This window comes from Enterococcus sp. CSURQ0835 (assembly GCF_902706605.1).
GTDB lineage: Bacteria > Bacillota > Bacilli > Lactobacillales > Enterococcaceae > Enterococcus_A.
This window is the reverse complement of record NZ_CACSLH010000022.1, coordinates 1-21,855: the sequence shown is the minus strand read 5'-3', so window position 1 is coordinate 21,855 and position 21,855 is coordinate 1. Positions and strand designations below refer to the sequence as shown.

Annotated in this window: 15 protein-coding genes; 3 read left to right on the top strand and 12 right to left on the bottom strand. The window is 41.6% G+C overall.

Features of this window, described 5'->3' with window-relative positions:
* Positions 1-1,992 carry an excinuclease ABC subunit UvrB gene (gene uvrB, locus GVJ38_RS09555; protein ID WP_159722930.1) on the bottom strand — a complete coding sequence of 664 codons (1,992 nt, stop codon included), beginning with the start codon at positions 1,990-1,992 and terminating at the stop codon, positions 1-3.
* Positions 1,993-2,228: 236 nt separating this feature from the next.
* Between uvrB and GVJ38_RS09550 the strand changes: the two genes are divergently transcribed.
* Both GVJ38_RS09550 and GVJ38_RS09545 read left to right on the top strand, forming a co-directional pair.
* Complete coding sequence (locus GVJ38_RS09550) at positions 2,229-4,397, top strand: amino acid ABC transporter substrate-binding protein/permease (protein WP_159722929.1); 2,169 nt, start codon at positions 2,229-2,231, stop codon at positions 4,395-4,397.
* A gap of 1 nt (position 4,398) precedes the next feature.
* Entirely contained in the window at positions 4,399-5,136 is a 738-nt protein-coding gene (locus tag GVJ38_RS09545; protein ID WP_159722928.1) for an amino acid ABC transporter ATP-binding protein, read from the top strand.
* A gap of 43 nt (positions 5,137-5,179) precedes the next feature.
* Here the strand turns inward: GVJ38_RS09545 and GVJ38_RS09540 are convergent, their stop codons facing one another.
* Together GVJ38_RS09540 and tuf are read right to left on the bottom strand one after the other, a co-directional pair.
* Positions 5,180-6,223, bottom strand: coding sequence for a glycerol dehydrogenase (locus GVJ38_RS09540; RefSeq protein WP_159722927.1), 1,044 nt, complete (start codon positions 6,221-6,223; stop codon positions 5,180-5,182).
* A gap of 113 nt (positions 6,224-6,336) precedes the next feature.
* On the bottom strand, positions 6,337-7,524 hold the full coding sequence (gene tuf, locus GVJ38_RS09535) for an elongation factor Tu (RefSeq protein WP_159722926.1): 1,188 nt from the start codon (positions 7,522-7,524) through the stop codon (positions 6,337-6,339).
* Positions 7,525-7,729: 205 nt separating this feature from the next.
* On the opposite strand from tuf, the gene GVJ38_RS09530 reads away from it, so the two are divergent.
* Entirely contained in the window at positions 7,730-7,981 is a 252-nt protein-coding gene (locus GVJ38_RS09530) for a hypothetical protein (RefSeq protein ID WP_159722925.1), read from the top strand.
* A 140-nt stretch (positions 7,982-8,121) separates the two neighbouring features.
* Here GVJ38_RS09530 and GVJ38_RS09525 read toward each other — a convergent pair whose 3' ends face one another.
* The 9 genes from GVJ38_RS09525 to GVJ38_RS09485 form a co-directional block, all read right to left on the bottom strand.
* Complete coding sequence (locus tag GVJ38_RS09525) at positions 8,122-9,042, bottom strand: pilin N-terminal domain-containing protein (RefSeq protein ID WP_159722924.1); 921 nt, start codon at positions 9,040-9,042, stop codon at positions 8,122-8,124.
* Positions 9,032-14,242 (bottom strand): prealbumin-like fold domain-containing protein, encoded by a 5,211-nt coding sequence (locus GVJ38_RS09520; protein WP_159722923.1) that lies wholly within the window; start codon positions 14,240-14,242, stop codon positions 9,032-9,034. The genes GVJ38_RS09525 and GVJ38_RS09520 overlap by 11 nt, the downstream gene beginning before the upstream one ends.
* A gap of 75 nt (positions 14,243-14,317) precedes the next feature.
* On the bottom strand, positions 14,318-16,042 hold the full coding sequence (locus GVJ38_RS09515) for a SpaH/EbpB family LPXTG-anchored major pilin (RefSeq protein WP_159722922.1): 1,725 nt from the start codon (positions 16,040-16,042) through the stop codon (positions 14,318-14,320).
* Between the two features lie 347 nt (positions 16,043-16,389).
* On the bottom strand, positions 16,390-17,271 hold the full coding sequence (locus GVJ38_RS09510; protein ID WP_159722921.1) for a class A sortase: 882 nt from the start codon (positions 17,269-17,271) through the stop codon (positions 16,390-16,392).
* On the bottom strand, positions 17,261-18,079 hold the full coding sequence (locus GVJ38_RS09505) for a class C sortase (RefSeq protein ID WP_159722920.1): 819 nt from the start codon (positions 18,077-18,079) through the stop codon (positions 17,261-17,263). The genes GVJ38_RS09510 and GVJ38_RS09505 overlap by 11 nt, the downstream gene beginning before the upstream one ends.
* 2 nt (positions 18,080-18,081) lie before the next feature.
* Positions 18,082-18,921: a class C sortase gene (locus GVJ38_RS09500; protein ID WP_159722919.1), complete on the bottom strand. Its 840-nt coding sequence runs from the start codon at positions 18,919-18,921 to the stop codon at positions 18,082-18,084.
* 21 nt (positions 18,922-18,942) lie between these two features.
* A complete protein-coding gene (locus GVJ38_RS09495) occupies positions 18,943-19,647 on the bottom strand; it encodes a MucBP domain-containing protein (protein WP_159722918.1) in 705 nt (234 codons plus the stop codon).
* Between the two features lie 71 nt (positions 19,648-19,718).
* Positions 19,719-20,090, bottom strand: coding sequence for a MucBP domain-containing protein (locus GVJ38_RS09490; RefSeq protein ID WP_159722917.1), 372 nt, complete (start codon positions 20,088-20,090; stop codon positions 19,719-19,721).
* Positions 20,068-21,516: a helix-turn-helix domain-containing protein gene (locus GVJ38_RS09485; protein WP_159722916.1), complete on the bottom strand. Its 1,449-nt coding sequence runs from the start codon at positions 21,514-21,516 to the stop codon at positions 20,068-20,070. The genes GVJ38_RS09490 and GVJ38_RS09485 overlap by 23 nt, the downstream gene beginning before the upstream one ends.
* Positions 21,517-21,855: the final 339 nt, after the last annotated feature.

Sequence of the window (21,855 nt, the reverse complement as noted above, 5' to 3'; positions counted from 1 at the left end):
CTATTCTGCTGCTTTTAATTCCAAGATCGTATCCCGCAAAGTCGCAGCGGTCTCGAAATCAAGCGTCTTGGCAGCTTCACGCATCTCATCTTCTAATTTAGCGATCAATTGCAACCGTTCCTCTTTGGAAAGTTCATCATATGAACTCAAATCATAGGTCGCTGTTTCTTCAGCTACTTTCGTGATCGCAATCAAGTCCCGAACTTCTTTAATGATCGTTTTCGGGGTGATCCCATGTTCTTTGTTGTATTGTTGCTGGATCTCACGCCGCCGTGCCGTCTCATCCATTGCTTTTTGCATCGAATCGGTAATCTTATCCGCGTACATGATCACTCGGCCTTCAGAGTTTCGTGCCGCTCGACCAATCGTTTGGACCAATGAACGCTCACTTCGTAAAAAGCCTTCTTTGTCAGCATCTAAAATGGCAACTAACGAAACTTCTGGCACATCTAACCCTTCCCGCAGCAAGTTGATCCCGACTAATACATCGAATTTACCAAGCCGCAAGTCACGAATGATCTCCGTTCGTTCTAAAGTTTTGATATCACTGTGCAAATATTTGACTTTGATCCCCAACTCTTTGAAATAATCAGTTAAATCTTCAGCCATTTTTTTCGTCAAAGTCGTCACAAAAGTCCGTTGATTTTTTTCGACTCGTTCGTTGATCTCACCGACTAGATCATCCATCTGCCCCATAATCGGCCGGACTTCAATGACTGGATCTAACAAGCCAGTCGGTCGAATGATCTGTTCTACGATCGTATCCGTTTGTTCTTGTTCATAAGGTCCCGGGGTCGCCGAAACATATGCGATCTGGTTGACCCGTTCTTCAAACTCTTCTAAACGTAATGGTCGGTTATCTAGCGCAGAAGGCAAACGGAAACCATAATCGACTAACATCTGTTTCCGGGCACGGTCGCCGTTATACATCCCACGAATCTGCGGCATCGTGACATGGGATTCATCCACGACTAGTAAAAAATCATCTGGGAAAAAGTCCAGCAACGTGTACGGCGGCTCGCCTTCTTTTCGTCCATCTAAATGACGGGAATAGTTTTCGATTCCCGACGTGTAGCCCATCTCACGCAACATCTCGATATCGTAATTCGTTCGTTGTTCCAAGCGTTGGGCTTCTAATAATTTATTTTCACTGTTCAAAACTTTGAGACGTGCTTCTAACTCCGTCTTGATGTTAGCGATCGCTTTTTCCAAATGATCTTCGTTGGTCAAAAAGTGCGTCGCCGGGAAAATCGCAACGTGTTCAGTTTCCCCCATCACTTCGCCAGTCAGTGCATCGACTTCGCGAATCCGATCGATCTCATCACCAAAAAATTCAATCCGCAACGCTCGCTCATCGCGAGAAGCTGGAAAAATTTCCACCACATCACCGCGAACTCGGAAACGTCCCCGCTGAAAATCGATGTCGTTACGCTCAAATTGGATATCGATCAAATTACGCAATAATTTATTGCGATCCATCTCCATTCCAACGCGCAACGAAACGACTTGTTCCATGTATTCTTTTGGTGAACCGAGCCCAAAGATACAAGAAACCGAAGCAACAACAATAACATCATTTCGTTCAAGCAAAGAGCTCGTAGCCGAATGACGTAATTTATCTATTTCATCATTAATACTAGAATCTTTTTCGATATACGTATCACTAGAAGGCACATACGCTTCGGGTTGATAGTAGTCATAGTAACTAACAAAATATTCGACCGCGTTATTGGGAAAAAATTCCTTGAACTCGCCATACAACTGGCCAGCTAACGTCTTATTGTGAGCAATGATCAAAGTTGGTTTGTTTACTTCCTTGATCACGTTAGAAATCGTATACGTTTTACCGGTACCGGTCGCTCCAAGTAAAATCTGAGCTTTTTTACCTGCCACTACGCCATCAACTAATTGGCGGATCGCTTCAGGCTGATCACCAGCCGGTTGGTATTGGGAATGGAGGTCAAACGTATTCCCTGTCTCTTTTTCAATCACCGATTCATCCTCCTATTAATATGTAGTTTTTCACCGCATTCGATTATAGCACAGCGAACATATTTTCGCTATTTTTAGACTTGCAATTTAGCGATTCCTTAAACAACTTATGTTAGCTTTTTTAACATCACATGTTACCTTTTTGATTTTTTTTCCGTGTAATTGTTTCCAATCACTTGTATTCAGAATCTTCTCTCCCTATAATAAACGAATGAAAGATTTTTAGGAGGTTTATTATGAAAAAGAGAAATCTAATCTTCTCTCTATTATTAATGGTGTTGAGTTTTGTGACCTTAAGCATTGGTCAAAAAGCTCACGCGGAAGAAAAGACGTACAAAATTGGAACGGACTTAACGTTTGCGCCATTTGAATTTCAAGACTCTGATGGCAAATACATCGGGATCGATGTTGATTTAATCAATCAAATCGCCAAAGATCAAGGCTTTAAAGTTGATTTGCGACCGTTAGGCTTTGATAGTTCGATCCAAGGTGTTCAATCGGATCAATTAGACGGCATGATCGCCGGCATGAGTATCACCGACGAACGCAAAAAGACATTTGATTTTTCAACACCGTATTTCGATAGCGGGATCCAAATGGCAGTCAAAAAAGACAACACTAAAATCAAAGGCTACACTGATTTAAAAGGTAAAACTGTCGCGGCCAAAATCGGGACCGAAAGTGCCACATTTCTCGCAAAGAACAAAGATAAATATGGCTATGAGGTCAAACAATACGAAGCAGCTGACGCAATGTACAACGCGTTGACTAACGACAATGTGCAAGCGATCTTTGATGATGCACCCGTCTTAGGTTATGCTGTGAAAAATGGTCAACCCTTCAAATTAGTCGGCGAACCTGAAAAAGGTAGCGCGTATGGCTTTGCGGTCAAAAAAGGTGAAAACGCCGCTTTATTGAAAAAATTCAATGCCGGGCTAAAAAAATTAAAAGCGAACGGTGAATACGATAAAATCGTCGCAAAATATATTTCAAAAGGTGACGATACCGCCGCTGCAACTGGTTCAATGAAAAAGATCGAACCAAAAAAAGCGACGTACACCATCGTCAGTGATTCCGCTTTTGCTCCCTTTGAATATAAAGACGCTGATGGAAAATACAAAGGGATCGACGTGGATCTCTTAAAAACGATTGCTAAAAAACAAGGCTTCAATTTAGATTTCAAATTCATCGGCTTCTCCCCTGCTATGCAAGCACTGGAATCTGGTCAAGGTGATGGTATGATCGCTGGGATGACCATGACCGATGAACGAAAAGAAAATTATGATTTCTCTGATCCTTATTTCCAAAGTGGGATCCAATTAGCCGTCGCTAAAGACAACAAAGATATCAAAGCCTATAAAGACTTAAAAGGCAAAACCGTGGGAGCTAAGGTCGGAACGGAAAGTGCAGACTTTTTAAAAGCGCACGAAAAAGAATACGGCTTTAAGATCAAATACTTCGATGCGGCTGATCAATTATACGACGCGCTAAAAGTTGGTTCCATCGATGCGATGATGGATGATTATCCGGTCATCGGCTACGCAGTCAAACAAGGCCAAGATTTAAAAACGCCAATCAAACGCGAGTCTGGCGGTGAATATGGCTTTGCCGTCAAAAAAGGCCAAAATCCTGAGTTGATCGAAATGTTCAATGAAGGCTTGAAAGAATTAAAACAAACCGGCGAATACGACACGATCGTCAATAAATACATTGGCTCAGAAAGTACCGCTGCAGCGAAAAAAGATAGCGTCGATGAATCAACGATCACTGGTTTATTGAAAAACAACTACCCAGCTTTATTGAACGGCTTATGGAAAACGATCGTTTTAGCGCTAGTTTCATTTGCTTTAGCTCTCGTTTTAGGTGTCATCTTTGGTCTGTTCCGGGTTGCCCCATCTGGCGCACTTCGAATGATCGCTGGGATCTACATTGACATCATTCGCGGAATCCCAATGATGGTACTCGCCTTCTTCATTTTCTTCGGGTTACCAGGGATCACAGGCATCAAGATTCCAGACTTTATGGCGGGGATCATCACCTTGACGTTAAACGCTTCAGCCTACATCGCTGAGATCGTCCGCGGCGGGATTCAAGCCGTGCCAGTCGGACAAATGGAAGCCTCCCGCAGTTTAGGACTTTCTTATAATAAAACGATGAAGAAGATCATCTTGCCACAAGCGGTGAAGATCATGATCCCATCGTTTATCAATCAATTCGTGATCAGTTTGAAAGATACGACGATCATTTCCGCAATCGGAGTCGTTGAACTCTTGCAAACCGGTAAGATCATCGTTGCCCGAACTACCCAAAGTTCTTACGTCTATTTGATCATCGCGATCATGTACTTGATTTTGATCACGATCTTGACTAAATTAGCAAATCGCTTAGATAAGAAGGTGAACTAAGATGAGTGAAAAAATCGTCGTCAATCATTTAGTAAAAAAATTCGGTGATAACACCGTCTTAAATGATCTCAACATTTCGATCCGCGAAGGTGAAGTCGTTTGTATCATCGGCCCTTCCGGTTCTGGTAAAAGTACGTTCTTACGGTGTTTGAATCGCTTGGAAGATCCGACTTCTGGCGAGATCATCATCGATGGAAAAGATTTGACCGACAAGCATACCGATATCAATCTCGTTCGACAACATATCGGAATGGTATTCCAACATTTCAATCTCTTCCCCCATTTGACAGTTTTAGAAAATATCGTCTTAGCTCCGATGGATTTAAAAGGTGAATCCCGAGCAAACGCTGAAAAACGCGGAGTTGAATTATTGGAACAAGTTGGTTTAGCCGAGAAAAAAGCAGTCTACCCTGACAGTTTATCCGGCGGTCAAAAGCAACGGGTGGCGATTGCTCGAGCTTTAGCGATGAATCCTGATATCATGTTGTTCGATGAACCAACTTCCGCACTAGATCCTGAAATGGTCGGTGACGTGTTGGGTGTTATGAAAGACTTAGCGACTCGTGGGATGACCATGGTGATCGTGACCCACGAAATGGGCTTTGCTAAAGAAGTAGCCGATCGCGTGATCTTTACCGATGGCGGTAAGATCTTAGAAGATGGAACGCCTGAACAAGTCTTCAACAATCCGCACAATCCACGAACGAAAGATTTCTTGAACAAAGTTTTGAATATTTAACACTAGAAAAAGCCGTGAACTTCAAAAAAAGTTCACGGCTTTTTTATTGATGGGCCTTCAATGCAGCCAGTAACTGTTCGGTCGTAATCACTAAATTACTTTTTTTCACGCCATCTTCTTTAGCAAATGCCAACTGACAAAGTTCGTTTAATTCCGCTTCGCTTTTTACCGGCAGTCCTAATTCACCTAGCGTCGTCGGCAGCCCTAATTCCTTAAAAAAAACAGCATAGCGGTGATATTCTTCTGGGGTCCGGTGCTCAGTCGCCAAGTGGATCAACGTCGTCACGGCAATAATTTGACCATGACTTGCATCGATCTCATCGCTCCACAAACTGAGCAAGGCATTGTGCAACGCGTGGGCGATACTTAAACCACCAGACTCAAACCCCAAGCCGCTTAACAATGTCGTGGCTTCCACCACCCGTTCAAACGCACTGTTGACATTGCCGTCACGATTTGCGGCCAGCGCTTCAGCTCCATCTGCAAATAAAACGTCGCGACATTTTTCAGCTAATGCAAGCGCGGCTAACGTCGGACGCCGGTTCAACGTATTGCGCCCTTCATTTTCAAAAACGGTTCGCGCTTCGATAAAAGTGGACAATCCATCGGCGATCCCTGAACTTAAAAAATGGACCGGACTTTGAATCAATAACGCAGTATCGACTAAAACCAAATCGGGACTTTTAGGATATACTTGGTAGTGACTAAATTTCCCATTCGTCTCATATTCTACCGAGATTCGCGACGTTGCTGCATCCGTCGAAGCCGCCGTCGGGATCACGATGCACGCGATTCCCTGATGTAACGCCAAGCTTTTCCCTTGATCAATCGCTTTTCCGCCACCGAATGCGATCACAAAATCCAGTGCTGTCAAATCCGGTTCGGTCGCTTGATCAGTCAAAAAAGGGGTCACCTTTAAACTTTTAGACTGCAATAATTCTTGCAGCCTTTTTCCGTATAATTCATACACATAGTGATCGGTCACCAATAATCCCGTTTGCCCAAAAGCAGTAAGATACTCCGTCTTAGCTAACAGACCGAAGCCTTGAACATAAGCGCCAGGCGCCACAAACATTTTTTCTTCCATCACGAAACTCCTTCATGTAAAGTAACAACCAAAAGTCTTCTTTTATCTAGAGTACCGGATTTTAGTCCAGAAAAAAAGAGCCTTACTTAAAAAAGTAAGACTCAAATCGCAACTTAAGCGTCGATCTTAGATACCATACCAGAACCAACTGTTCGGCCGCCTTCACGAATTGAGAAAGTCGTACCTTGTTCGATGGCAACTGGGTGGATCAAATCAACTGTGATGGTTACATTATCACCAGGCATAACCATTTCGGTTCCTTCTGGCAATTCGATGTTACCGGTCACGTCGGTTGTCCGGAAGTAGAATTGTGGACGATAGTTATTGAAGAATGGCGTATGACGTCCACCTTCTTCTTTCGTCAAGACATACACTTCTGCTTCGAATTTTGTATGCGGTGTGATTGAACCTGGTTTTGCGATTACTTGACCACGTTCGATTTCATCACGCGTGATTCCACGTAATAAGACCCCAACATTATCGCCGGCTTCACCATAATCCAATGTCTTACGGAACATTTCTAGTCCAGTAACGACAGCTTTTTGTGTTTCAGGTTTGATCCCAACGATTTCAACTTCATCGCCGACTTTCAATTGTCCACGATCGATCCGACCTGATGCAACTGTCCCACGACCAGTGATCGAGAAAACATCTTCGACTGGTAATAATAATGGTTTATCAGTATCCCGTTCAGGTGTTGGAATGTATTCATCGACTGTATCCATTAAGTCCATGATGACTTTTTCTTGTTCAGGATCACCTTCTAAGGCTTTTAAAGCAGAACCTTTTAGCACTGGAATATCGTCGCCTGGGAAACCATATTCAGTTAATAGTTCACGTACTTCCATCTCAACTAGATCGATCAATTCATCATCATCGACTAAGTCTGTTTTGTTCAAGAAGACAACTAAATATTTAACCCCAACTTGACGTGCTAACAAAATGTGTTCACGCGTTTGTGGCATCGGACCATCAGTTGCTGATACAACTAAGATCGCACCGTCCATTTGGGCTGCACCGGTGATCATGTTTTTAACATAGTCCGCGTGCCCTGGAGCATCGATGTGCGCATAGTGACGTTTTTCAGTTTCGTATTCAACGTGCGCAGTGTTGATAGTGATCCCACGTTCACGTTCTTCAGGTGCTGCATCGATACTAGCGTAGTCTTGTGGGTTTGCAAGGCCTTTTTTCGCTAATACAGCCGTGATTGCAGCCGTTAATGTTGTTTTACCATGGTCGACGTGGCCAATGGTCCCAATATTAACGTGTGGTTTACTTCTATCGTAATGTTCTTTTGCCATAATAATACAAACCTCCTAAATGATTTAAGCTTACGGATATCATTATAAATCTTTTTGTCCAAAATGGGAAAGATTTATACTTTTTCCCTTTTAAGGCTATCCAAGGACTATACTACATCAAAGATAGTCAAAGTCAAAATAATTTGCTTCCTTCATTTTTTTGTGGAAAAATAAGGGGTAAGAAATGAAAGAGGAGCGCATTTGAATGGATTTTAAAACGACCTATGAAAACTTACCGGCAGATATCCGAACTGCCTTTAGTCCTGGTTTTGTCTTTCTAGTTTTTCCCACTAAATATCAACATTTTCCAGCTCGCCAATGGACAGATGAACAGATCCAAGCTTATTTTAAAGAGCATTTCAAAAGCTCGAGTCAGCTGATCGACTATCCTGAACTTCGCTTGAAACAAGTCCGCGTCACAACACAGCCGGATTTGTTCGTTGCGGTCCCTTACTGAGCAACCGAACAACTCTCCCTCACTTGACTGTCATCTGCACAAGTGAGGCTTTTTTTATTGAGCAGACCCAAAAAGACCAGTTGGTGAGACTGGCCTTTTTGAGAGTCGATTTAGGGAAAATATGGAATTTATAGTCAAGTTTACCGTTTTTTATTCAAAAACAGCAAACTGGCTAACGTAAAAGTACTAAACAACGCAAAGCCGATTACAGAAGAACTTCCGCGTAATTCACCATCCGTTTGCGGATAGCTGTTCACAGGCTTTGTGCCACCCGTAGCAGGGTAATTCCCACTGCTACTTTCCGTTGGGACATTTGGCGTACTAGTCGTCGGTGTCCCCGGAGTTTTAGGGGAACTAGGCGTTGTCGGCGGTGTTGTTCCTGGTGGCGTACTCCCACTCGGCGGTGTACTACCGCTCGGTGGTGTATTACCGCTCGGTGGTGTATTACCGCTCGGTGGTGTATTATCACTCGGCGGCGTTTTACCGCCTGGAGGAGTTTTCCCACCAGGAGGGTTCCCGCCTTCAGGTGTTGCAACACTGCTTTTAGGATAGAGATAGACATCATTGACTTGTGAGCCGTCGACTTTATTTTCCATTGGAAGTTGAATGATCACTGGATCCATTGGAAGTGTCACTTCAGCATTAGTTAATTCTGTCACTAAATAAAAACCTTGCACCAGCTTTGGCTCAGTCGCAGAATCAATAACGGCTTCGCCATTTTCATCGGTTTGAACTGTCAAAGTGGAACCGATCACTTGATAAGAAGTCGGATCGGTTCCTTTCAAGTTCGCAACTTCTCCGGTGGGAACGACTTGTTGGACTTGGTAATGCACGTTTGCTAATGGTTTATACCCAGCATTTTCAAAAGCTGGATTCAGTTGTCCATCTTGCTGCTGTAATTGAGCCGCTTGCTTTTCATCCAATGCATATTTCACAATGTGCAATGAAAAGTGTTCCGCGGCCCAACTGTGGGTGGCGGCAAAGGAAGAAAAAGCAAAGATGAATAACAAACTGAACAGTAATTTAAATAATTTTGGATACCGTACAGATTTAGTCAACATCACGCTCTCCTCCTTTCTTCTTACTATAGTAGTAAAGTCCGCTAGCTAGTAAAGCAACCCCCGTCAAGACGGCTAACCACACTTGCCAAATCATTTGGCCACCGGTAAATGGCATATCGACCGTTGGTACATTCGTTACCTTCAAGTGAACTTCGGTATTTTTTTCGGAAATTTCAAATGGCACTTCGGTTTTTTTCAATTCTCGACCACTTGGTGCTTTGGTCTCCACTAAAATATATTTCCCGAACGGTAAATTGTTCACGACGATTTGTTGATAAAGATTGCCTTTACCCGTCGTCGTCAGTTGTCCAATTGCTTCCCCCGTTGCTGTCTGAGTGACTTTTGCTCCGAGTTTACCTGCGTTATCTTGATAAATTTCATACTCAGCACCCGTCAAATAATCATCTTTTGCTGGATGGTCAATGTCGGTCGTTTCAGCTTTCAGCTTATCGATCGTCAGTTTTGACTGCCAGTTGTTGACTTTCATTTGAGAAGCCGCAGGTGTTTGGCTATCTTTGGTGATTGTCGCTTTAAATTGTGCGGCTTGTGTATCAGTCAAATGATCGTAATCGACTGATTGCAATTGATAGCCGTCTGGTGCTTCTAGTTCGACAATATAATAATCTTTCGAACTTTGCCCTTCCAAATCGAGTTTATCAAACAAGACGCGCCCATTTTCATCAGCGATTCCCGTTGTGATATTGGTATAATCTTTCAACCAAGTAGCCTGATCTTTGCCATCGATTTGGCCGTTTTGATTTAATTTTTGCCACACAGCCGAAAAGTCAGCTGAGTTCAATTGATATTTCGTGCCGGTGAAATCTTTGACGACTTTTTGGGCAATAATTTCTTGTTGCGCTTTAATATCAGCGTTCAATTGATCGATCTTAGCTTGATCAGTTGCAGGATCACTCGCTTTGATCTGTGCTTGATCAGACTGGATCGCTTTGGCTGCTGCAGCCACTTGATTAGCCCAAGCAGGAACCGTCGTCAAAACAAATTTCGCACCAGGCAATGCTTTTTGGGTACTGCCATCAACTTTATTGAACGTTAACTTACCACTTGGGTTATCTGGTGTAACGACAGTATTTTCAATCGTCGTCGTACCAAAATATTTATCAGCCGTTGGTTTGATCGTGATCTTGAAGTCATCAGATTGACTAGCTTCTTTAGTTGGCAAGGCGTAACCTGCTGGAGCTTTGACTTCCACTGCATAAAGTGTACGCGTATCTTTGCCTTCTAAGTCGATCTTTTTGAGATCAGCGACACCATTTTCATCAGTCACGGCCCGCGAAACTAATGAGTAGTCATTGGCCCAACTGTTTTTGTCGGTATCATCGACTTTGCCATCACCGTTGCGGTCATTAACTAAATTACCCGAAGCATCGCGATCGCCTTTGATCGTATCCCAAACTGAACTCCAGTTGGTGGAATTGAGGCCAAATGAAGTTTTCGTGTAATCGCGTAAAGTCATTTGCGCGATTTCACCTTCTAATTGACTGATTTGAGCCGTATCATTTTTTTGTTTCGCTTCATCGAGCGCAATACTCTTTTCACGGATCGTTTCAGCGGTATCTTTACTCCACGTAAAGACAAACTCGGCGCCAGCCAAATTTTTCTTACTTTGACTATCGACTTTTTTGATTTGTAGTTCGCCATTTGGTGGATCAGTGACTTGGAATTTAGCCGGTGTTGGCGATTGATCCTTGTCCCCTAAAAAGAATCGAAATTGCGTATCACTTGGCAATTGATTGTAGTCCGTTGGGTTTTTAAGATCATAGCCAGTCGGTGGCGTTAATTCCACAATGTAATACGTTTTGTTCGTTGCTAGATTCCCAAAAGTAACGTTCCCGTTATAAGCAGAAGTCGCTTTATAGATCAAATCGTAATCATCAAGCCACAACTCTTTATCTTGATCATCCACTTTGCCATCATTGTTCAAATCATAGCGGTATTTCGTGTAGATGACTTCATGAGTTACTGGATCTTTTTGTTGCGATAAGATCTCGTCTTTGATCGAATTCCAAACAGCACCATAATCATCCGTATTTGTTTGATACGTCGTGTTTTGGTACGTCCGAACGACTCGCCGAGAAATTTGTTTCCATAAATCATTGATCTTTGCTTGATCCGAGTTCGCTTTATTTTTTTCAATCAAGATCTGTTGATTCAAATCTCGCACTTCATTAGCCCAAGCTGGTAAACTTGTGACCACAAATTGCGCACCTTTCAAAGTCTGATCGGTATTTTGTTGATCGACTTTCTTGAATGAATAAGGCGCATCACCACCATCATAAACATAATAGTAGTTCGCTTCAGTTCCGGTTGGTCCTTCAGGATACTTCAACGTATCGGCGACCGGATCTTTCAATGGGGTTTCCGTGTGGATCAAATGCCGCCCTTTTACCCCATAGATCGGGTCTAAATACCCATCTGCATCATCTTTGTTATACAAATTCAACGATTTGCCATTGTACTGAGCTGTCAAAGATGCCGTCACATCAAATGGTGGGTCTGGTTGCGCAACTTTGACATTGGCTGGAAAGCCGGTGTACCGTTTGCTTGGTAAGACTTGCTTTCCATCTTTCGTAACATAATACACATTGACGATCGTTTGACCATCTTGTAACCCATTGGAAGGCCGATTTGTCGCATAAGCTATGTTGATCTTATTTCCCTTAGCATCCTGATCAAGGGCCGGCATCGTGCCATAACCGGAATATAAACTTTGATGATCCTTTTCACCAAAACCACCATCAAAAGCACCATCAATACCAAAAGCATCCCCAGTTTTATTCAATTCATAAGTCACATTTTCTCCTGCTTTAGTACTACCATAGACAAATGCGCCCATCACTGATTTTACTTTTGCGTACTGGTTATCGTTTAAAACGACTTTGGTGTTGACATAGTTATCAAATAGTTGACCATCATAGATCAAAGGTTTGCTGTCTGGATAGCCATAACCATCTTTGATATTTAATGGCATTGACGAACCTTTTTTTATCAAGTTATCAATCTGTTTGTCCACTGCTGCCGTACGATTGACTTCTTGGACTGCATCAGACTTGGTACCGAGTTGATTGTTAAAGTAGGTCGATGTATCAAAACCGGTCCGTTTCATAAAGTTCCCATAGTTAAACGCTACAACATAGCTGCCATCCGTTTGTTTTGATTTAGCCCATTGATTCCCGTTATCTCGATCAGTATCTTTACCTTGAAACTGATCATTCATCCATTTGGCTAAGCCAGCTGCATCCAGATTGTCTGGGACATTTGGTATTTCAGTTGGAGTTATTCCGGATTCGATCCCTTTACTGATGTCAGGATTATTTTCTTTTGTTAACATGTACAGTTTCGGATCCGTCGTTGCAGTTCCATCATTGATCCGCCAAGTATGCGTCCCTTGATCCCCCATCACAATGTCTTTGATCGTCGTATCAGCAACCTTTTTATCTGCGATCGAGATCGTTTGAGTTACGATCAGATTCGTTTGTGGAACAACTGATCGAATATCTTTATAACCAGTAACAGAAGCATCAAACATCTTTAAATCTTTATAGCTTCCTTGATCCACTTGATAGTCTTTTCGATTATTCGGTTTAAAAAGACCACCGCCCGCATCTTTCGCTTTGTTCACGGCGTCTAGTAACAGATTTTGAAACGGCGTGTTATACGTGTTGGAACCTAAATACACATAACCTTGGTTTCCATCTACACCATATTGTCCAACACCGATCTGATCACGAGCTTCTGGAGTGACTAAATTCCGTGGTTGCAGGTTGACTGTGTATTTGAACTGATTGTTAAAAGTGATATCGAATGGCTTTTGAGAACTTAAGGCATTGATATTCCCAGCACCACTAGTTGAGACATCAAAAGCGGCCAGTCCAGTCAATGGTTTGTCTAAATCAATAATAAACATCCCGGTATACTCGCCGGTCGTTGGTTTGTCCCAATCACCGGTTTGTTTGATCTGACCGATCTTTTCACCCGTTACACTGTTGTAGACATCACCAGCTCCAGTCAACGGACCAAATGAACCGATCGAATCTTTCCCGACATTGGTGATATGGATGGGCATCGTATATTGAGTGGTCTTCCCATCACCTTGAAATTCGCCTTTGATTCGAGTCGTATTCGGATACATCGCTGCACCAGTGATCTGGATGGAACCATCCGGTACTAATTTTTGTCCGTTGATGGTGATCTCCACCGTATCGATCTTTAAACTAGGTGTTGTGGCGACTGCTGCTTTTGCCAACGCTCTTTTTTGAAGTTTCGTTTGCGTTTTAGCAATGTCAGAACTTAAAGAAGTTGAAGAACTTGAGCTAGTTGCTTTTGCCTGTTCAGCTGATTGTGGTTTAGAAGTTGTGGTTGCTGACTCAGTACTTTTAGCCGGCTCAGACTTTTCCGTGCTTTGAGTGGCACTAATTGTTGCTGTGGTACTCGTCTTAGCCGCAGAACTAGTACTACTGCTAGTTGATTCAGCTTTAGTTTTAGCTGCTTCACTGCTTTTAGCTGCCGCTTCACTAGCTTGTTGTTCCTGTTGTTTCTTTAGTTCATCCATCGAAATAAACGTAAAAGCAGTCTGTTTATCGTTCGTCTTTGGATCTTTCAAATAAGAATCAAAGTTATACAAATCAAATCGTTGCTCTTGATCAGCTAACCGAATGAATTGTAGTTTCAATCGTTCATCTTTTTTGATTGAGAAAATATAATACTTGTTTTCAACATTCAGTGCTTCAGTCATAAAAGGCGTTGCACTTGAAGTAGTCGTTGCTTGTGTCTTATCAACCGCCGATGAAATTGTTTGATCATCACTTTTAGCAGGTAATGCCTGTTGCTTTTTCTGCTCGTTATAACTGTTCAAATATTGTTTTTCGTCTACTGTTGGTAAGCTGCTTTTTTTCTGTTCGTCATTTTGATCAACTTGGTTAACGGCAAAATCCTTTGAAGCAGGTAAATACACCGTCGTATCTTCTTTTGCCGTCAAAGAGATCGTATAGTCATTGCCAGCGACTTTTTTATCCCCTTTTGAAATATCACCATCTTCTGCGTTTTCTACTTTGAGAAAAGGCTCTTTTTCCGCAGCATAGGCCATCGCACCGACGACAGTTGAAGCATACGTTCCTGCCATCAAAACAATTAATGAAAAAAGATTGGCAAAGAGGATGAATAGTTGATTTTTTTTCGTCATTGATATCATCCTTTTCTAAAATTGAAAAATGGGCAAATAATTAGTATTCACCCATTTCCCTCCGACCTTTCTTTCCTATGCTTCTTTTTTCTTGTTACTGATATAGATCCCAGTAACCCCAGCAACACCTAATGCACTTGCGATGATGATGATAAGTAGTAGACCTTGACCCCCAGTAAATGGTAAGTCAGTCTTAGGTTTATCGGTTACAGTTGCTTCAGTCGCATCTTTAGTGAAAGTCCCTTTGACCGCGGTGATCTTACCTTGGTCATCATAAGTTGCTGTCGTTGAGATCGTCACTTTTTGTGGAGTTTTCAACAATTCATAACCACTTGGAGCTTTTGTTTCGACGATCCAGTAGTCTTTAGTAAAGGTCCGTGTTGTATCTTTTGGTGCGTTATCGCCTTTCATGTTATCTGGAATGTTCAATTCCAAACCATCAAATGAAGCGACCCCGTCAGCACCTGAAGTAGCAGATAAGTCTTTACCAGCTTTGTTTTGAACAAACGTGCCAGCTTTAGCATTATCTTCAGATGTTGCGATCTTGAATTCAGCACCACTCAATTTTTCTAAATTGCCGTCTTTATCTTTTTTATCTTCGGCATTTTTCAAAATATCAAATCCACCAGTTGGGTATTCTGGAATAGATGGGATATTTTCTGGTGGTGTTGGTGGCAAACCTGGTGTGTGATATCTTGGCGTGATCGTATTTTGGATGACCCCGCTGAAGTTATCATCTTTAGCTGTCGTATTGTAAACGACCCGCACGTTTTTCGCTTTTTGATCAACTAAATTTTTCAAACCAGTATTTGTGAAATCAACGCTGACTTTTTGACCGTTTTGGGTGATCAAATAATCGCCAGTTGAGTTTTCTTTGGTTTCACCTTGAGCACCAGCTTTTAGATCCGTCCAAGTTTTACCATCTGTTGTGTATTGAACTTTTAAGCTATTGAATTGTAATTGATCGGATAATTGATCATCGATCCCAAATTCAGTTGCGTAAACGTCCATGTCGTTAGCAGCCACTTGTTTTTGATCATTGACATCATAATAAGTTTCGCCTTTTTTAACTTGGTAATACAAACCATCCGGTACATCGATTGTCCCATACCAGTTGAATGGTACGCCTGCTTTATTTGAGAAGCCAGCTTGGCCTTCAACGGTCTTCTTAGGATTCAATTTTGTGCTCATGATGTTCTTAGGATAAACATTCACATCATATAATAAGCTGTCGGTCGTGCCCCGTTTTGTTTGTGGAACATAAACGAAAAATGGATCAGCCGGTTTTGTAATCGCATGTGTGCCAGTTGCATCTTCATACGTTTTACCTGTTTCAGTTACGATGTATAAACCATCGTTTGCAGCACCTTTACCAAGATCAAAGGTTGCAGTCCCATCATCACCAGTGGAAACTTTTTTAGCTGTTCCATCCACTAGTTCATAATCAGTACCTTCTTTTTGTTTTGTTGGGTCAGTTAATGAAGCCCCATTTTTAGGAGTCACTTTTTGGATCGTGAATTCTACTCCTTTTAATGGAGCTAGATTTTTCACTTTATCAGGATTAAGTTCCCCAGTGTCACGATCGGTCACATTTTTCAATTCATCTGCACTATCGATTTTGTACTTGTGAACAGTAATTGAACGTTGGCTCGTATTATCTGCGATCGCTGCCGGTGCTTGCGTCGTCGTGCCAGTCCCGCCATCTGCTGCTAACGCATTAACGGTTCCTACTGCACTTGTTCCTAAAACTAATGTTGTTGCAAACAAATAACCAAATTTTCTCCAAGCTTTTCTCTTCATACTACTTCTTCCTCCTAAAAAATTTTAGTAACAATGATTACATTTGTTATAATACTTGCTTTTGGGTTCTAATTGTGTTTAAAATGTGAAGATTTTTTTTGAAATTTAGTCTTAGAAAAAAATATGGAATAAAAAATAATTTTTTTCAGTTTTTATGAACGGAAAAGCGTTTTCTCCTATTAACGTCGTAAAAATAGACTTTTGATGTCCTGAACTTTAACTATTCTGTCACTTATTTGGATCAGAAAAATAAGTTAGGCTAAAATTGCAGTAGGTTTCTCATTAAGTTTTACACAAAAAAAGCCAACCTCCTCATTTGAAACCATGAGTAAGGTTGACTTTTGACGTTATTCTTTACCTTTTCTATTCAAAATAAATAAGAATAAGGCGACGATAACAATTAAAAAACCACTAAAAAATTGCCAGACATGCGTTAAAAAGAAGCGAACATTGGAAATAGCTACTTGTTTCGTACTATTCCAACCAGTGACTTTTTGCTGCAATGATTGGTGTGTAGTAAAGGTCACTCCGATCTTTTTCTGTTTAGTTTGGCTCAATGCCTTTAACGGAGTTGTTTTAGTCAATTCGCCTTGGACGACTCGCCGATAAATCGTGCCCATCGGTCCTTCACAGCGAAAAATCGTCAATCGTGGTCGCTGTTGATCCGTTGGTGAATTCAAAAAGTCAACTTGGTGCATCTCAACGACTTCATTAGCGGTCGTTTGATACTCGTACAAGTTTACGCCATCGGTTAAAAACATGGGATCATTACGTTTCAACTGACGAATCCGATACAACAAGGTATCTGTGTTCAAGATTTGGTGCGCCATCAAAATATAATTGCCTTGTCCCATCACTTGCTCCCGACTAAACATCGTTGCGCCGTTCAATAAATTGGTATCATTGATCCCCGCTAAAACCGGCAAATTGATTTGAGCTTCTGGAATGACCAGTTTTCCTACACTATTGTCAGTAATCGCCGAAGCGGCAGCCATCCGTGCTTGGGCATAAGTTTGGGTATCTGCTGAGACGATCTTGTGCGCATTAAACGTCGCACTCGCAATCGTCCGTTGATTTTTTTGCTCGACTTTTTCCGCTTGCGGTGAAACTTTTAAAGGTGCTAACGGATTATCCCGTTGTAATAAATCGTAACCATAATAAGTGAAGCCCGCATACAAAAAGATCATTAACAGTCCCAGCCATAACCCTTTATTTAGCTTAGACCTCACGTTTTTTCTTCCTCCTTATAACTAACCAGTAAATCATCAACAATAGTAGCAACAGACACGTACCATAGATGACCAAATGCTGATAATCCCACCAATCGCGCGGCTGAACTTTTTTCTTTTCTGCTTGTTTTAACGGAATGTGTTTGCCGGTCACAAGTAATCGATATGTGTTGATTCCTGGTGGGTCACACGTTAACAGCGTCACTAAATCTTTACCTGGTTTGATTTTGATAGAATCGACCGCTGATGGATAGACACGGCGAATATCATTAACTTCATAGGCTAATTTTCGATTCAAAATATGTAAATAAAAAACATCGCCTTTTTTCATTCGATTGACATTTGAAAACAACACTTGATTGCGAACTCCAGAGTGACCGGTAATGACTGAACGCGTATTTTTACCGCCGATTGGGATCGACGTGATATTCATATGCCCTAAGCCCTCATCTAAAGTCAACGGATCAGAGCCATGAAAAATCGGCATCCGTTTGATATGAATTGCTGGAACGTCTAGCGTCGCCATCACGCCCCCGATATTCATGATCTTTTTATACGGTTGGTGCTCATCAACTGACAAGCCTTCTTGTTTATCAAATAAATAATGATTGTATTGCTCCGCCCATTCAAATTGTTGTTGGATCTGTTTTTTGTCCATCTTTTTGTAATGCTGATCATAATGCGACAATGCTGTACTCCGCGCTTGATTGGCGATCAGATTCGCAATGATCGGATAGAAAAATAATGCGATCGCTCCCACGATCAGTAAAACCGAAATGATCTGCAAACCTTGATAACGTTTTTTCACTTTTAGTTCCCCCTGAGATTTTTTTTGCGCTTCACTAGATAGCCAGCTAAAAGCAAGAACAATAATATCAGGATGAGCAACATTACCAGATGTTCATAATTCCAGAAATTTCGTTTCGTTACTTTTTCTTTTGAGGCTTCGACAAACGGTTTTTCCCGATAACCGGTGACTAATAATCGCTCGGTATTGATCCCCGGCGGCGTACAAGTCAACAGCGTCACTTTATCTTTGCCCGGCTCGATCCGTAGTTTATCTGTTTCGCTCGGTTTGACCTTTTGAATTTTTTTAATGCGATACATCAATTTTTTATGCAAGATCGTAATATAAAAGACATCTCCATGACGCAACTTATTAATATCAGAAAATAATTTCTGATTGCTGACACCAGAATGCCCCGTGATCACAGCATGAGTATTTTTACCACCGATCGGTAAACTCGTATTGCGAATATGACCTAAACCTTGCTCTAAGACCGTTTGATCCGAGCCGTGAAAAAAAGGCATATGCCGAATATCGATTGCTGGAATATCCAATGTGCCTAAAACAGGCGAACGACCCAACAACTGATCGTAATTCACCGCTCGAAGCGGATGGGCTACTCCGACTTGACGTTCGTATAACCACTTGTTGTATCGACGTGCTTCTTCAAGCTCCCGTTTGATCTCAGTACGTGACAGCTGGCTGACTGTCTGGTCATAATGTGAAACGGCCTGACTTCGCTTTTGATCTGCAAAGTGATTCGCAATAATCGGATAAAGCAAAAGCAAGATCGCCAAGATGATAAAACTAATTGAAATACGTTGGATCAAAAAGATCCGCTCGATTTTATGATTTGACTTCACAGTAACCGTCCTTCTTTAGCTTTATTTTCGATATTCACCCAAATGCGCATACCGATGGGTCGAATAATGTGCGCCAACTTCTTTTCGTAACTTGATATCAGCATGGAGTTTGTGCCCTTCCTCATCCACGAATCGAACTGTAACTGTTCCTTCACGCGTTTTTTTTGCTCGTTTCGGTCGTTTGGGCTTGGCCGGATTTTTTTTAGCAGCTGAAGCCTGGGTGTTAGGGAAATGCCCGCTAGAAGCAACGTTACTTTTCGGATACAAATACACATCATTGATCTGCGAACCATCGACCGCACTTTTTTCAGGCACTTGCACGATCACCGGGTCCATCGGCGTTTTGACCGTTTGATCAGCTAGCTCCGTCACTAAATAAAAACCCGCTCCAAATTGCGGCGTACTCGTTGAATCCACACTTGCTTCTCCGCTATCGTTCGTTTGGATCAGTAAATCAAATCCGGTTGTGTGATAGGTGCGGCTATCCGTTCCTTTGAGTTTTTTCGTATCACCAGTCGGGATGACTTGCTGGATACGGTAGCGCACATTTGCCAGTGGCCGATAGCCCGCCATGGCATTCAGTTCATTTTGTTTTTGATCCGACTGATTCGGATCTAATGCATATTTTAAAATATGGATCGAAAGCGTCGGTTTTTCAGCCGCTTGTCCGACTTCGCTTCCAATTCCGATCTCAAAATCGGCCAGTACCGGTCTTCCTACGATCACCAATTGCTGAATGAACAAAAAAAGGTGCCGATCACAAGCAGTTGTCTGATCATTTTCTCACTTCCTCTAAATTAACCTAACGGATCATCGTCCACTTTTTTTAGTCCATAAATCAAATTACCCGAGATGTTACTCAAAATTGCGCCTAATTCAGAATGTTCTGCCTCCACTTTAGGATGCGTCTCTTTTTCTAATTTAACTAATAGTTGCTGAAGCTCACTGAAGGTCTGGTGATCATGGCGGTCTTTCCGATAAACATAGGTGACCGTTTGATTTTCCGTTTCAACTTCTCCCGTCTCAGACCCTTCCACTCGTTCTAGCCGGTAAAGTCCAAAATGATCTAACGAATCAGAAATAAAATAATGATTAAATGTCGGGATCCCGGTACTACTGACTAAAAATAAGACGGCAACTAAATGACTAAGGGTTGCTGGTCCCTTCATTTTTTCTCCTCCTTAGCTGAACGATCACATCACCAAAGTACTGCCAATCGGTGCTATCAGGTGGATTTTTCCAGATAATCTGTTCTTTCGGAAATTTAGGGTATTCATAATCCGAGACATAAAGCTCCGTTTTATTACTGATCCGAGGCTCAATTTCCAAGTTAATATCTTTAAAACGGCGGATTTCTTCCATTATATAGTGGGTATAAGAGTCGCCATGAGAAAAATCAACACAAATATGGATGGGTTCTTCTAATATTTTGATTGGGAAATATTTGATCAAAATAAACATATAGTCATAATACAGCTTGATTCGCTCACTTTCAGAAGGCAAAAGTTGAAGCAACGTTTCATTTTGCTGGATGTGATTCAAAATTGCCACATGGTAAGAACAATAGATTTCTTCAAAAAATCTGAACTGCTCATCTGAAATAAACGTACTAGAAGCCACTTGAAATAAAACGAGCCGCGTGTGGATCTGCTGGATCTCATTTAGTGCTCGTTCGATGTTTTGGAACCGCTGGGAATCGATATGTAATTCAGTCGTCATCATCGTACCAAACTCTTCCGTCAATTGTTGGATCAGGTTCGCAGAATGAGCCGACTGCAAGTTCAACTCTAAGATAAAATTATTCGCATACAAAAAGGCCAATAAATAATTGATCTCTTGGTGATAAAGCGCATCAGACAACAACAGATGGTGCTTCAATAAAGTCGCCAACGATTCATCTAATGGCGTATAGGTCAACTCTAGCGTAAAAGCTAATGCATTGCCTTTCATATTACGAATCGAATTAACTGCTACAAAAAGTCGAAGTTTCCGCAGCTGACTAGGGCTTAACTGCAACGAGTAATTGGTAATAATGACATTAACGATCGAATTGACTCGCGATGCTAAGTCTTTTGCTAACACTAATTCGCCACCGTTCAACGCTGTATGATAAAATTCCAAGCTCAAATTTCGAATCGTATGTTCATCCCCCACAAGACGATCCTTTTTGATTTGAACACCATATGGTTCGATCAAGTACGCAACGTTTTTTCGTACATCATAAATCTTTGACTGACTGAGATAATGTTCTTCCGCAAAGCTTGCGATACTGAATTCATCATACAGCAAAGCTTCTAGCATTTTAAAGCCAAAAGATTGGGTGATCATGTAGCGTTTGAATCGATTTAGATCTCGACTCTTGATCGTTTTAACAGCTACTATTTTACGATTACTAACTTCAATCAACTCTTCTTTGAACAATTCTTGCCACGTCGCATTCAAATTGTCCAAATACTTGTTCAAAGTAAAATCAGTGAGCCCCGCCATACTTTTCAAATTATTATAGTTAAACGCGTACGTTCCTTTTAATGAGATCAATTGTGCTAAGACATATTCATAATGTTCTTCTTTACCTAACAAATCTGCAATATTCATGGTCCTTCGTCTACCTCTTACTTTCTGGACGTTGGTTAGCCATTTCTTGAAACAACTCTATCGCTACTATTATACCGACTCTCAACTTGCTCGCTGATCAAATAATCACAGGTTTTATTTAATTTTTGATAGCTGCGTCAAAAAATGGAAAAATAAATCCAAAAACAGCTAGAAAAAAGACAAAAAAAGTCAAGCGAACAATGTCGCTTGACTCAGACTGTAGACAAAAGATTCATAGAAGGTGTAGAAATCCAATTTCTACGCCTTTTTTGTACGCTCTACTATATGTAAGTTCAAAAAAAGCAAAAAAAATAAAGGCCTACTGCCTTTTGTATAACC